Raw genomic sequence first — 14,657 nt, 5'->3', positions numbered from 1 at the left:
AGCACTGCCCCAGTATGCCCCGAGGCGTTGCGGGATGCATCGTTAAAACACATTCGCACTAGCGCGCCTGGGCCAGGCGCAGTTTACCGAGCACCGAGTCCAGCGCGCGATCAAACAGCAGCGTGTCATCCAGCGAGCGCACATCGCCACGGTCCAGGGCAACCGCCAGCGCCATGCGCGAGTAGTCACGCACCTTCATGCCGGTACGATTGACGAAGATGAACCTGTCGGTGCTGGCGATCTGGGCGATCAGCTTGCAACGCTGCACGTCCCCCTCTTCGCTCAACTCGACCCAGTTGCCGATTCGCAATCGCTGCACTTGCAGCAAGGCCGGATCATCATCCGCCAGGTGTACCAGGCCATGCACGGGCCCGGGATGTTCCGGGCTGGCGAGAACAATTTCGTCGAGTACCAGTACCCGCTCGCAGGCTTGGGCATGGCTTGCGAACGGAGCGTCGAGCGCCTGAACGTGCAAGGCTTCAAGTTGGGCGAAGAATTCACGGGTAGCAAACGGATCGAAGGCAGCACTGGCCAGGCCATCGCGCAAGGCCTTGAGCAAGCCGGGCACAACCTCCAGCAGGCGCGGGCCCGCATCTGCCTCGTCATGCGGCTCGACGCTCCAGATCAAGGTGTCCATGGTCTCCAGCCCCCCCACCCACTGCGCCGAATTGTCGCCATGTTTCAGACAGGCCAGCAGCAACACCTGGCTCCAGGCTTCTTCAAGCAAACTCACCACCACCCGTGGCAGGGTCTTGCCAAGCAGGCGTCGGTTGAGTTCCTGCTGCACCCGCTGGCGAGCCAGCTGGGCGCGGGCACGACCCTCTTCGGCATCACGGGTGCGTTGTTCGAGCAGCTCGTTGCGTCGTCGCTCATCACTGTTGAAGGCGAGGAACTCGGCCAGCAGGTCGGAAAAAATCGCCGGGTCGTCGACAAAGTCACTGAGCAACCGCTGGACGATCTTCTCCACGCGCGGGTACAGGGCATCGCGCTGACAGTCGTCACCGGCGCCCCAGCCCATTGCCGCGTTTGCGATCTCGTTGAGCAGGCGTCGGGCCGGGTGACTGCTGCGGCTGAAAAAGCGCTTGTCGAGCACGGCGACCTTGAGCATGGGAATCTGCAGGCGACCGATCAGCATCCGCAGCGAATGCGGCAGGTTGTGATCAGCCTGGATGAATTCGAAGAGCATGGCGATCAGGTTGATCACATCCTCATCCACGCCTTCGACCTTGCGGTAGGTACCGCTCTTGACGCTGACCCGCGTCAGTAACTGCTCAAGCTGATGGTGCAGGTCGAAATCATCGACCTGCGAGGTTGGCGGCACATAGTGCTGCAGGTGCGAGAGCAAGCGCAGCAGGTCGCGGGTGCTGATCGGCTGCACCGTGCCACCCGCCTCCAGCCGCGGTGCGACTCGACCGCGCACCCGCGCCAGCAAGGATTGCAAGGCACTGAACACGGCTTGCTCGTTGGCATCCAGGGTGGCGCCCAGGCGTTCGTCACCGGCGTGGTTGGTCGGATCGCTGCGGTTGGGGGCGCTGCGATCCTGGATCCGACGGCGGGGCACCGACTTGAGTTCAGGCAGAATGCCGGTGGCCACCAATAACTGGTTGGCCTCGCCATACAACTGATCGGCATCTTGCAGTACATAGTGCTCGAACAACTTGAGGATGATCAGCTTGACCTTGATGCCAACCCCCAGGTTGCGCCCGGCCTGGAGAAAATACTCGCAGAGCATGGCCGGCCCCAGGGGATTGCTGCGGTCATCCAGCGCCAGCCCGGTCAGGGCGGAGAAACGCAAGGTCAACTGGTTGAGAGCAAAACCTTCGCGGGCCAGCACCCGCGCAACCATGGCGTCCAGGGCCACCGTTCGCTCCAGTTCATCGTTGGCCACCAGCGTCAGCTTGTCATAGCCGCCACAGGGTGTGGCCAACGGCATCGGGTCGGTCTGGCCGAGGCGCGCGAATGCCTGGTAGAAGCGGTCAAGGTAGCCGCGCTCGATATGCTTGCGCTTGAGGCGCAGGTCGCGCATGGCTTCGAACAGGTAGTTCTGCTCACTGTTGCTGGCAGCCTTGTCGGCCATCTCGAACAGGGTGTCATCGGCGTTGTCGAACAACGCCTGCAAGCCCTGGCGCAGTTGCAGGGCTGCCTTGTCACGCACTTGCAGGAGTACCACGGGCAGACGAGCAAGCGGCGCAGAATGCGCCTGTTCGATGGAAGCCGTGATTGGCACCACCTTGCCGTCTTTGTGCATCCCGGACTCCTTGCTGGGTAAAGTGTGAAATGAATCGATAAATCGTCAAAGCTATGGCGCCAAATACAAGTCGCATTATCTGGCAAAAACCGGACACTCGCCAGTTGGGCAGCGTCTTCGCTGGCACGAGTGGAGATAGACCGGGCAATCAGTAAAAAGCTCATTTGGACTGACCAGAGGTCAAGCGTGCCGTGCTTGCTGCAAGCGCGCCCCGCCCTGCCCTATAATCCCGGGCACTTAGCTTGTGGAGCCCGCCATGCCGAATTTACGTCTCGCCGACCTGACCGCCGAAATCGAAGCCAACGTGCGCCGTGCGTTGCTTGAAGACGTGGGCAGTGGCGATATCACCGCCCAACTGATCCCGGCTGAGCGCCTGGCCAAGGCCACCATTATTACGCGCGATGATTGCGTGATCGCTGGCACCGCTTGGGTCGATGCGGTGTTTCGCCAGCTCGATCCGCGGGTGGCAGTGCATTGGCAAGTCAAGGATGGTGAGCGGGCCAGGGCCAACCAGCCGCTGTTTCACCTCGAAGGCCCGGCTCGTTCGTTGTTGACCGGCGAGCGCAGCGCGCTGAACTTCCTGCAATTGCTCTCGGGCGTGGCGACTCACGCCCAGTTTTTTGCCGACAAGGTGGCCGATACCCAGGTCAAGCTGCTCGACACCCGCAAGACCCTGCCGGGCCTGCGCCTGGCGCAGAAGTACGCAGTGACGTGCGGCGGCTGCCACAACCACCGCATCGGTCTGTTCGATGCCTTCCTGATCAAGGAAAACCACATCGCGGCCAGCGGCGGTATCGCCCAGGCGATCAGCGCCGCACGGCGGATTGCCCCGGGCAAGCCGGTGGAAGTAGAAGTGGAAAGCCTGGAGGAATTGAAAGAAGCCCTGGAGGCCGGTGCCGATATCGTCATGCTCGACGAACTGAGCCTGGACGACATGCGCGAAGCGGTACGCCTGAATGCCGGCAAGGCCAAGCTTGAGGCCAGCGGCGGCGTGAATGAAAGCACCCTGCGGGTGATTGCCGAAACGGGTGTGGACTACATCTCGATTGGTGCCATGACCAAGGATGTGAAGGCAGTGGACCTGTCCATGCGCCTGAGCCTTTGAGGCGTCAGACACCGGAAACATCGCGGGGCAAGCCCGCTCCTACACAAAGGTGGGAGCGGGCTTGCCCCGCGATCATTTCAATTACAGCGAAGCGTTCTGCAGACCATCCAGGTAACGCTCGACATCCAGTGCTGCCATGCAGCCAGCACCCGCCGAGGTGATCGCCTGGCGGTACACGTGGTCAGCCACGTCGCCTGCGGCGAATACACCTTCAACGTTGGTAGCGGTGGCGTTGCCGTCACGGCCGCCGTTGACCACCAGGTAGCCGTCCTTGAGGGTCAGCTGGCCTTCGAACAGCGAGGTGTTCGGGGTGTGGCCAATGGCGATGAACACGCCGTCGACCTTGATTTCGTCGAAGCTGCCATCGTTGTTCTTCAGGCGCGCACCGGTCACACCCATGTTGTCACCCAGGACTTCGTCCAGGTTGGCGTTGAGCTTGAGTTCGATCTTGCCTTCGGCCACACGGGCGTTGAGCTTGTCGACCAGGATCTTCTCGGCGCGGAAGGTCTCGCGGCGGTGAACCAGAGTGACCTTGCTCGCGATGTTGGCCAGGTACAGGGCTTCTTCGACAGCGGTGTTGCCGCCACCAACAACAGCCACAGGCTTGTTGCGGTAGAAGAAGCCGTCGCAGGTCGCGCAGGCGGAAACGCCCTTGCCCATGAACGTTTCTTCCGACGGCAGCCCCAGGTAGCGCGCACTGGCACCGGTGGCGATGATCAGTGCGTCGCAGGTGTAGGAGCCACTGTCACCCTTGAGGGTGTACGGTTTGCTGGCCAGGTCCACAGCGTTGATGTGATCGAACACAATCTCAGTCTCGAAACGCTCGGCGTGCTCCTGCATACGCTGCATCAGCGCCGGGCCGGTCAGGCCATGGGGGTCGCCCGGCCAGTTGTCGACTTCGGTGGTGGTGGTCAGTTGACCGCCAGCCTGCATGCCGGTGATCAGCAGTGGCTTGAGGTTGGCACGGGCGGCGTAGACCGCGGCGCTGTAACCGGCAGGGCCGGAGCCGAGGATAATCACTCGCGAATGACGTACTTCAGACATGACGCTCTCCTGTCGAGGCGGGCGATGGCTTGCCCGCTTCTGGAATAAAAAAGAACCTGCGAAGCACTTGGGGAAGGCTTTGGGTCGCAGGTCCTGAAAAACATTGAATCGCAGTAGCCTTACAGGCTGTTGGCGTTCTCGGCCAGGTAGTCGGCAACGCCCTTGGCGTCAGCCTTCATGCCTTTCTGGCCTGGACGCCAGCCGGCTGGGCAGACTTCGCCGTGCTGCTCGGTGAACTGCAGGGCTTCGACCAGACGGATCATCTCGTCGACTTCACGCCCCAGTGGCAGGTTGTTCACCACCTGGTGCTGAACCACGCCTTGCTGGTCGATCAGGAACGAGGCACGCAGGGCCACGCCCGCTTCGTGTTCGATACCGTAGGCGCGGGTGATTTCGTGGGTTACGTCGGCCACCATGGTGAACTCGACTTCGCCGATACCGCCCTTCTCTACCGGCGTGTTGCGCCAGGCGTAGTGGGTGAACTGCGAGTCGATGGACACACCAACCACCTCGACACCCAACTCACGGAATTTATCCATGCGATTATTGTGGGCAATGATTTCCGACGGGCAGACAAAGGTGAAGTCCAGCGGCCAGAAGAACAACACGACGTATTTGCCGCGCAGGGAAGAAAGCGTGAAGCTGTCGACGATCGAACCGTCGCCCAATACTGCCGCCGCATCGAAATCAGGGGCTTGCTTGTTGACCAGAATGCTCATGAAAACTCCTTGAAAGTTTGAATTCGAAGGCGTTGAAAAGTTGTGCGCACTTTAGCGAGGCCGCAGAGATTAAGGAAATATCCTTAGACAATCCACCTTATAGGCCGGCTCTATTCATCGCTAAAAGCTACAGCTGTTTGTCTATCAAGCCTACAAGGGCTGTCGCCGAGGATTTGTTACGGCCCGTGTCCCGCTTTGCGCTGCGCTTTCGTCGACCGCTCAAACTCGGTAAGGTCAGCGCGTTTTCCTTTACCCGGAGCCCTCTATGCAAGCCCCTGTCCTCTCTGGCCCACAGTACCTGCGCGAAGGACTGAAACTGGTCCTGAGCCCGAGCCTGCGCCTTTTTGTGTTGCTGCCCCTGGCGGTCAACCTGCTGCTGTTCGTCGGTCTGATCTACGTTGCCGGCCATCAATTCAGCCTCTGGGTCGATTCTCTGATGCCCAGCCTGCCGAACTGGCTGAGCTTTCTCAGCTACGTCCTGTGGCCCTTGTTCGTGGTGCTGGTGGCGTTGATGGTGTTCTTCACTTTCACCATGCTGGCCAACGTCATTGCCGCGCCATTCAATGGCTTTCTCGCGGAAAAAGTCGAAGTGGTGGTGCGTGGCACCGACGACTTCCCGGCGTTCAGCTGGGCCGAACTGATGGCCATGGTGCCGCGCACCCTGGGCCGTGAAATGCGCAAGCTGGGTTACTTCCTGCCCCGGGCAATCGGCCTGTTCATCCTCTCGTTGATCCCGGTGGTCAACATCATTGCCGCCCCGCTGTGGCTGCTGTTCGGTATCTGGATGATGGCCATCCAGTACATCGACTACCCGGCGGACAACAACAAGATGAGCTGGCAGGACATGCTCGCCTGGCTGCGCAGCAAGCGCTGGCAGTCGCTGGGCTTTGGCGGCATCACCTACCTGGCGCTGATGATTCCGGGGGTGAACGTGCTGATGATGCCGGCGGCGGTGGCCGGCGCCACGTTGTTCTGGGTGCGCGAAAAGGGAGACACCCGCGTCGCCAAACCGTCCAGCCAGAACGCCTGACAAACACGTAAGCGATGCCCTTTCCCAGCCGACTGATACACAAGGCTGGTACACATGGCACTGATAGCACAACCATTCAGGCACCCCGACTCGGGCATCTATTACCTACGTCGCAGGGTGCCGGATGACCTCAGGCAGATCATCGGCAAGACCGAGATTCGTCGTTCGCTAAACACTCGACACTACCTGCAAGCGAAGGCGGCTTTTGCCCATGCGTATGCGGAATCGGAGAGGTTGTTCAGTGATGCCCGCCAGGGCCTCTACGTTGAGCACCGTGAGCCTGAGACAATAGGCAAGCCTCTGCCTACAGTTTTATTGACCGCCCCTACAAAGAGCTCCATAAGGCTTTCAGAAGCACTCACCCGCTACGTCCAATCCATCTCCATGTCCGGTAGGTCCGACTACGTTTCACGGCGGCATACAGTGGACTACAGCCGAGCCGTCAATCGATTCATTACGGACATGGGTGACAAGCCAATCGCCTCGATACAGCCATCGGACATCCATGCATTTGCGGCGAACTTGATTCAGCCTGCTGAGGAGAAGGTAAAGCCGCTGGCTACCTCATCTACTCGCTTGCTGCTGGCCCGACTGTCATCGGTGATGGCTTTTACCGTCGATTCAGGTCTGCTTGAAACGAATCCCGTAACCGCGTCGCGCATTCACAAGAGACTGGGGTCGGGCAAACCAAAACGGCGCTTGGACGATAACCGAGGCTACACCTGGGGCGAACTGGTTACGCTTTTCAGCCACACCGAATTTCAACAGCTACGAAATGCCGAAGGTCGGCCAGGTAATGCTGTGTACTGGATACCTTTGATAGCTGCATACACGGGCGGACGACGTGAAGAGCTGGCTCAGCTCTATGTGGAGGATATCCACCAGCATGAGAGCGGCTCTTGGTTTATTCGGATCATTGATGACCAGCCTGACAAGTCAGTTAAGACGGACAGCAGCCGTAGGGAAATTCCTGTTCATCCCGACCTTATTGCCCTTGGCTTGCTCACACTCGTACAAGATCGCACGCCTGGAACCAGAATCTTTCCCCAGTTAGTGAAAGTGAGCGACGGCTTTGCAGGAATAGTGTCCAAGTCATGGCGTCCAGTTACGCAGCGTTGTGGTGTTTACCAACCTGGTCGTAACCCACTGCATGCTTTCCGGCATAGCTTCAAAACGCTTGCAAGGGAGCACGGCATACCGAAAGAGGTAAGTGACTGGATCACTGGCCATGCATCTGGCCACATAGGTGACAGCTACGGCGTTAACCCGCTCTCTCGGATGGCAATGGAGATCCAGAAACTTCCAAGCCTTGCGAAGGCTGCAGGGCTCCTTTGACGAATGATGCCCAGAGCCTTGAATTAAACGAGGGTGATCCTTCATTGCTTGGTCTGTTGGCTAAAACCTTATGCTGGATGCATCCCTGCCCTCTCAAGGCGATTAGACCGGCGAGAGGCTTCACAGCTTCGGCATACGCTCAACGACCGCCTATGTGATGCTTGCTGTACAGGGTCCGCTCATCAAACGGGTTGCTGGACACAAAGGAGGACCGGTCATCTTCAGCATTTACGGTAACCGTAGCCCTCTGAGGGCATGGCAGCCCGCAAGCTGATCCACATCGCTGTCTGAATGCTTCGTTCCCAGTACCCCGTCTAAGTGCTTACAGAGACCACTGAATACGTACCCTTCGGGTGAATGGGTCCGCACCTAGGTGGCTGGTTGTCTATACGTCTACTCATTTGCGTACGTACGCACGTACGCACCTGGGTGCTTCATCAATCACGTAGGTGCTCAATTGATCAATTGGTCCATTGAGCAATTGGTCCATTGAGCAATGGCTCACGTGCGTGGGTGAGTGATTGGTTAAGCAAGTTAGTAATTGAGCAACCAAGTAATTGAGTAATTGAGTAATTGAGTAATTGAGTAATTGATCAGTTAATCGACCAACTGACGGAATAAACAGAGCAACACTCATCGCAGAAAAACTCACTTAGCCCATTGACACACTGACAAGCCGAGATAAGAATGATCGCCATCAACTCCAGCGCAAACCAGATCACCAGGAAGCTGAAATTCTTCGCAAACATAAACCATCTCGCCAATCCGCAAAATGAACTTAATCAACACCTTAATAGCACCGCCCGGCGCGGGAAAAACAACTTGGCTAATAAACAACCTTCATGAAAACCGTACGCAGCGATCAGTTATTGCATTCCCTACCAAGCTTCTCTCCACAGAAGTGCAGGACAGGCTGAGAAACTTAGGTATTAAATTTAATGCCATTGACAGCAACACTGTAGAAGGCTTTGTAACCCAACACTTGGAGACAAGCCTGCTCCGCCAGAACGACCAGATCATAATATGCACGCACGAGTCTCTTAGGCTGATTAAACCAAGCACACTCCAAGGCTGGCACGTGTATATTGACGAAATACCAACAACGTGGGACTGCACGACACTAATCTTCACAGACATATCTTACCGAGCCGTGATAGAACAATATGTTGAAAACCATCCTCATGGAAGCAAGCGAATAAAGGCGAAGCACTGTTTTAAGCAACTAATCGAAGAACTGGCCACAAAGCAAGATTCAACGATGTCGAACGACGCCCGAAAGGTATTAAAGACTCTTTTAGACAAAAGATACGTCATTGAAGTTGACCAGCTGGATGCCAAGAAAAATCGAAACGTTCGAATAATCGGAATCAAAGACTATATTCCTGCATTTGAGGCAGCAGAGACAGTTACAATCATGGGGGCGGAAATTGATAAATCTCTACTTGGAGTTATCTTGAGGGGGGCAGGCTGGTCGACAACCCCGACCAATGCAGAACTTGACTTTAAAGGCTACCAAAACAAGGTAATAATTCACCCATTCCTCGAAAACAAAGACTACTCGAAGAGAACTGCACTGATGAAAGGGGGAAAGGAACATGACGAGTACCAAGAGGACTGCTTGTTAGACGCCTGGCTTAGAAAAGACGTTCTGCGCATAATTGGATCTGAGAGGGCCATCCTAGTTGCACATGCTTGGTGCAGACTCCCCGTAGATGAATACAGCAACATTACACCGATCAATATCGATAGTCGAGGAGTCAATGATTATGCTGATTACAGCATTGCTATCTGCCTTCAGCATGGCAACATAACCCCTATCGAGAACAGGAGCATTCCGACCTTGGCGGAACTCCTTTCAATAAGCTGCACGATTGACACTAAGGAAATCAGAGAGGCGATAAAGTACGAGAGATTTTATGAATCGACTTTGCAATCTGTTTGTAGAACCGCTCTCCGATCACGAGACCATGAAGAAGAGATTCTGCTCTTCGTCCAAGATCAGAGCGTAGCGGAATTTCTTCTTGATAAAATTCAAGACTGCATCATAGACAATACCTACTCCGAGGTAGTGGTAATCGAGAAGACAGCTGCCAAGACCGAAAGAGAAAGCCGTCAACAGCAAGCAGTTATGCTGTGGAAGAGCGGATACGATGAAGACTTTATAGCCGATCAAGTAGACAAGACACCGAGAACAGTAAGGAGCTGGCTACGACCGCATAAGCAGCTTAAGGCAATACAAGAAGGTCAGAAACTGGAAATTTTCCCTTAAAAGTTCTCTAAGAGATTTTTTCCACCGCCCTTGATCATTAGGATCAGGCTCACCCACAATCGAGGAAACTTGGAAAAAAGAGTTCAAGAGGCAGGTAGAAACTACCCCTTCTCCCTCATACCAACTTGCAACTGAATAATAAAGTAGCTGTTCTAATCTCTCCATACAAGCTAGGCACAGCGTGTTGCATCACCCCCAGCACTCAACCAATGTGAAACTTGAGGCAACCTCAAATGGAGAAATCAATTGTGACACTACGCCACCATGTATCAGCAAGGTTACAAATAACGCTTAAGGGGGCTTTCTTGCCTCTGCCCCCTCTTATGGTCCTGCCGTGAGGCAAGAATAAAACTCTATCCAGAGGGAAGGACAAAGGGCGAGCAAAGCCCCTTCCCGCTCTTGCTCTTGCTCTTGCTCTGGCTGTGCCGACTTACGCTGTGGCCTCAGCCACAATTGATACACGTCCAGAGCGCTTCCCCTCATAACCTTGCCGTAGCATTGAGAGGCGATACGCGCATATCAACTCCCCAGAGCGAGGAAGGAGGTGTGCAGTACCATCCCCCTTAGCTGAGTACGAATCGTCTGAACGAACCATCAGTGGATGCTGACGAGACGATTCGTCACAAGTTAGCCTCTACAAGAAGACTAAGACCCTCGTAGAGCTTTGCTTTCCTGCCCCACTAAAGCGGGATGGCCGTCAGGCACAGCATCGTTTCAACAGGACAGGGGGAGTGGCGCACGACCACCAACTTTAAGTGAGCTCAACCCGCAATCAGACTCTTCCACTTAGAGCAGCGGCTTCACCAATGACCCACAGTGCTTGCATTTCACTGCTTGCATCTTTATCAACTCAGCACAGAACGGGCATTCTCTCTGACCGCCTACACTCACCACTGGCTGGCCTGTTGACTGATCCGACTCAACCACTACCTCTTGCCAACCTTTACGCAGGTAAGAGTTCGCGATGATGCTGTTTATGCTCCATGCGTAGACCACAATTGCAATGGGCAAGGCGATAATTATCCCTGGACCACCGGTTGCCAGCGAGAACCCGCCAACAAGTAATAACCATAGAAAGAAGTGCCCCCAGAGTCCCTTGCTGGCTAGATACAAGGGACCGAAGAGAACGACCAAACCACTAGCCTCCCTACTAATCGACTCAGTATGCCCGTTTGCCGGGTTACGAAAGGTCCTTGCCATAATAATTTCCTTGAAATTTAAATTAATCAGCCCGAGGTGATTCACGAAATCTTTCCCGCCGCATATAAAACCTCGCAGAAAGGGCATCCTTGCCCTGTTTAACGAGAGAGCTACTCAAAGCTCATAGGTCATTTATATCTGCTTACACGTATTGGGCAAGAGAGGATTGAAGAACGCGATAAGAGTTTCAAAGTCCGAGTCAACGAAGACTGAAGGAACGATCCCGATGAGAAACCCTTCCCGCATCGCTTGCTGGTCCACTGATTGCACCCACCCCTTCTTGATGACCAGCGAGACTGAATAATCTACCCGATCACGCCTGATGGTTAGAAAGCTAGGCAGCAAGTTAATATCGAGCATGACTCGACGATCACTATCCATTCGCAGCAATAGCAGAATCATAATCCCTACCATTTCTTCGCCAAGCGCGGTGTAGGCAGCAAGAGCCTCGAATGTATACCTTGGAATTTTCACTACTCGGCTTTTCCGCTTCACTGAGCATACCCCTCTGCCAAAGAAAGTCGGCTAGTCTCTCCTGACCTTTCTGCACGGAAAGATTTTGCGAGTGGGGATGCCTCATCTTGCTGAAGACCGGTGACGATACTGGTCGCTGAATCTATTTTGGTCATTGTTAAGCTCCTGTATATCAGTAACAAGTTTGACTTACTGCCTTACTGACTTACAGGGCGTACCGGCATGACACACTCACTGAAACGCTCCCCCTTCCAGACAACACGGAAGATTCAACGACTCCATGTAGGGTACACCTGGGGGGCTCCGGCTGGGTGGTAGCCTCGGGCAAGACCAATAATGCCATGCCAGCGATAAAATTCACAGCATACTGTGAAGACCCAGACCACCCTTGAACCGACAGTGCAACCTCATACAGAGGGGGCAAGGTTTGGACGCAGGCTTGGCATTCGGCAAGGTTCTCCGTGAAAGACGGAAGCAGGCAGGACTGACGCAGGAGAAGCTGGCGCTGGAAGCCGATGTGCAACGCAATTACGTCAGTCTTATCGAGAGGGGCATTCACCAGCCCACCATCAACATCATCTTTAAGCTAGCCTCTGCACTCGGATGCAAACCGTCTGACCTCGTTGTAGACGTCGAGACGCTCATCCACGATTGACCCTGTTCGCTATGACATACCTCAGCACGCTCAAAGGGCCAATCGGCGCCAAGTTGCACTACCCCCCCTACAGACCAAGCCACCGTTACTAAACGCAGAACTAAAATCGAACTAATTGCCGCACGAGCATCATTTCTGGAAACACGCCCCTCACAAGCCAGCAAGGCCCTATTTACGTGGCATTGACGGTGACGGCACTAAGCGGATGTCGCCACACGGCCTTCTTTCTATTCCCCTGTAGAACTCTCGCCCCAGCAGGTCTGATTCGCCCTCGGTAGGGTAAGCCGCTGCCATGCGGGAGCTACTGTAGGCGCCAGCAAATTTGCTGAAGCCTTCCCATGAGGGGCGCTGTAATTGACGGCTCAAATGTGAGCCTAGTCTTGCCCCCCCTTAGACGACTCAACTGAGACAGCCCCGGCAGCTCTTCGCGTGTCATTACGGGTGTACTTGAGGTACTACAGACGAACCGGGTTAAAACTCGCTTTGAACGCCCTTGAGTTCGTGTCATTAAATGGCTTTACCTATCCTATGTGACACAGTACTATGTGACACATCCAAAGTGACACAGAGGGAACTACAATGTTCATCCGCACTTACCTTCGGGCTTCAACTTCAGAACAGGACGCTACACGGGCAAAGCAGTCGCTAATCGACTTCGCTGCGGAGCAAGGGCACAAGATCGCCGCCTTCTATATCGAGAACGCCAGTGGCGCTAAGCTCGAACGCCCTCAACTGTTCCGCCTGCTGGACGATAGCCACGAAGGTGATGTATTGCTGATTGAAGGCGTAGATCGACTCTCCAGGCTCAGTCAGGATGATTGGGCGTTGCTGAAGGCGAAGATCGCGGCAAAGAAGGTGACTGTAGTGTCGCTGGACCTAAGTACCAGCCATGCGGCCTTGAAGCCCACAGAGGGAATGGACGATTTCACCAAGGGAATGATCGCGGCAGTGAACGGAATGTTGCTCGACATACTTGCTGTTGTAGCTCGTAAGGACTATGAAGACCGTCGCAGGCGTCAGGCCCAGGGCATCGCTAAGGGCAAGGCAGAAGGTGTGTACAAAGGTCGTCCAGCAAACGTTGACCTCCATAATCGGATTACCGAGTTGCTGGCTGACGGGAAGAGCATTCGGAAGGTAGCCGATCTACTTAAGTGCAGTACTACGACGGTACAGAAGGTGAGGCAGTTGAACGCGCTAGATGCGGCTCATGAAGCGTTCCGGAGGGAATACGCAATCCTCGATGAGAAGATTGACCATTCCCTTAACGGTAATGGGCCTGACCTCACAGAGGCGGATTATCAGCCCTGGTTAGATAAGAAGGATGCCCTGGAGAAGGCAGGACAAGCACCCCAGGTGTGAGGGAAGGGCTACCAAAGCCCCAGCATCGGCGGGGCTTCGTTGCATCTGACTCTGCGTCAGCGGAATCACCATCGGCAATGGGATCATGGATATGGAAGATCGGGACGCGGCAATAGCGAACGCCCTTGAGGCGCTGCATATGAACCAGATTGCCTTGAGGGCAGCGGTGGAAGAGGTAAGTACCTGGATCAGGCAACGGGGGTCAGTCAGCGTCCACGACAACGTGATGACGACATTGGAGGCACTAGACATCAATGCAAGTGTCTTGGCCTCAGCAATAGAATGCTTACGCTCATAGCCGCCTTCGGGGCGGCTTTCTTTGCCTGCCATATTTCATCATCAAGGTTAGCCGGGCCAGATGCCAGAGCCAATGGCGTTAAGCACCGACCCACATCCGGCAGGATTTAGCCGGTTGTCCATTATCTATGCATATTCCCCTCCCCGGATTGGAGGAGGCATTTCCACCCGACCAAAGTGCCGCAGAAGAGTTTCGGGCAGCAGCCCCAGAAAAGCGCGCCCTCTCTGCCGCCAGACTCACAAGTGGTTATCCGTTTAACCACCCTACGACCGGCACGACAATAGAAACCGCCAGCGCCACACCAGACATAACCGTAGCCCACAAGAATTTGCTGTTCTCCTGCTCAAGACCAGCTAATACGGAAGCCATCAACGGGAAGTTGATACACCAGTTTTCCTCGCCGGCTATCTTGGTATAAAAGGCGACCCTACTCCCACTGTCTCTGGCGTAACCGTACTTTTCTTCCATGTGGTAATACAGCCTGCCGAAAACGATGTCGTTATCTACATTCAATTGCCTGGCGATCAGCTTGCAATCAATTGGCACGAATATTTTCGACTTGCGTCCGTTCTGGACATCCTTTTCACCAGAGTGATTCGTGAATTCTTCGTAGTACAATTTATAAATAATGTACAAGACTTTACGATCAGAGGGAGTCTTCATCTTGGGCATCCATTGCTGAGATGGCTCAGTTTACCATGTTGGCGCCTGACCAACTGGCCACCCCCGATACGAGCGTCACATCAGTCCCAAGGCAAAGGACCATCTCGCTCCGCTGAATAAGGTTCGCGTAGTGCACCTCCGGCAGGTGGAATAGCGGCTTCAGGCACGCCAGTCTCTGCTACCTTGTAACGATCCAGTAATGGCGTTTGATGCGAAAGCTTCACAGCATTGAGACGCGCCTTAAATGTGAATCGCCCC

General features: G+C 55.1%; 10 protein-coding genes and 1 pseudogene. 6 read left to right on the top strand and 5 right to left on the bottom strand.

What is annotated here, in order from left to right; all coding sequences use genetic code 11:
- Positions 1–58: 58 nt before the first annotated feature.
- Positions 59–2,248, bottom strand: coding sequence for a DUF1631 domain-containing protein (locus H621_RS0107020; protein WP_028942694.1), 2,190 nt, complete (start codon positions 2,246–2,248; stop codon positions 59–61).
- 256 nt (positions 2,249–2,504) lie between these two features.
- On the opposite strand from H621_RS0107020, the gene nadC reads away from it, so the two are divergent.
- Positions 2,505–3,353, top strand: coding sequence for a carboxylating nicotinate-nucleotide diphosphorylase (gene nadC, locus H621_RS0107015; RefSeq protein WP_028942693.1), 849 nt, complete (start codon positions 2,505–2,507; stop codon positions 3,351–3,353).
- An 81-nt stretch (positions 3,354–3,434) separates the two neighbouring features.
- Here nadC and trxB read toward each other — a convergent pair whose 3' ends face one another.
- Complete coding sequence (gene trxB / locus H621_RS0107010) at positions 3,435–4,397, bottom strand: thioredoxin-disulfide reductase (protein WP_028942692.1); 963 nt, start codon at positions 4,395–4,397, stop codon at positions 3,435–3,437.
- Between the two features lie 119 nt (positions 4,398–4,516).
- Entirely contained in the window at positions 4,517–5,116 is a 600-nt protein-coding gene (locus tag H621_RS0107005) for a peroxiredoxin (RefSeq protein ID WP_028942691.1), read from the bottom strand.
- Positions 5,117–5,381: 265 nt separating this feature from the next.
- On the opposite strand from H621_RS0107005, the gene cysZ reads away from it, so the two are divergent.
- The 3 genes from cysZ (at position 5,382) to H621_RS0106990 (ending at position 9,750) form a co-directional block, all read left to right on the top strand.
- A complete protein-coding gene (gene cysZ / locus H621_RS0107000; RefSeq protein WP_028942690.1) occupies positions 5,382–6,146 on the top strand; it encodes a sulfate transporter CysZ in 765 nt (254 codons plus the stop codon).
- A 54-nt stretch (positions 6,147–6,200) separates the two neighbouring features.
- The gene (locus H621_RS0106995; protein WP_028942689.1) at positions 6,201–7,481 is read left to right on the top strand and encodes a site-specific integrase; all 1,281 of its coding nucleotides are present in this window, start codon (positions 6,201–6,203) and stop codon (positions 7,479–7,481) included.
- Between the two features lie 772 nt (positions 7,482–8,253).
- Entirely contained in the window at positions 8,254–9,750 is a 1,497-nt protein-coding gene (locus H621_RS0106990) for a DEAD/DEAH box helicase family protein (RefSeq protein ID WP_156905602.1), read from the top strand.
- Between the two features lie 786 nt (positions 9,751–10,536).
- On the opposite strand, the gene H621_RS26975 is transcribed toward H621_RS0106990, so the two are convergent.
- Positions 10,537–10,995, bottom strand: coding sequence for a hypothetical protein (locus H621_RS26975; RefSeq protein WP_156905601.1), 459 nt, complete (start codon positions 10,993–10,995; stop codon positions 10,537–10,539).
- 868 nt (positions 10,996–11,863) lie between these two features.
- Here H621_RS26975 and H621_RS0106975 point away from each other — a divergent pair.
- The gene (locus H621_RS0106975; RefSeq protein ID WP_028942685.1) at positions 11,864–12,079 is read left to right on the top strand and encodes a helix-turn-helix domain-containing protein; all 216 of its coding nucleotides are present in this window, start codon (positions 11,864–11,866) and stop codon (positions 12,077–12,079) included.
- Between the two features lie 579 nt (positions 12,080–12,658).
- Positions 12,659–13,261 (top strand): annotated as a pseudogene (locus tag H621_RS26970) (recombinase family protein); the annotation flags it as partial.
- A gap of 721 nt (positions 13,262–13,982) precedes the next feature.
- Here H621_RS26970 and H621_RS0106960 read toward each other — a convergent pair.
- Complete coding sequence (locus H621_RS0106960) at positions 13,983–14,399, bottom strand: hypothetical protein (RefSeq protein WP_028942683.1); 417 nt, start codon at positions 14,397–14,399, stop codon at positions 13,983–13,985.
- Between the last annotated feature and the right edge of the window lie 258 nt (positions 14,400–14,657).

The organism is Pseudomonas vranovensis DSM 16006 (assembly GCF_000425805.1).
GTDB classification, from domain to species: Bacteria; Pseudomonadota; Gammaproteobacteria; order Pseudomonadales; family Pseudomonadaceae; genus Aquipseudomonas; species Aquipseudomonas vranovensis.
This window is presented reverse-complemented; position numbering and strand designations above follow the sequence as displayed.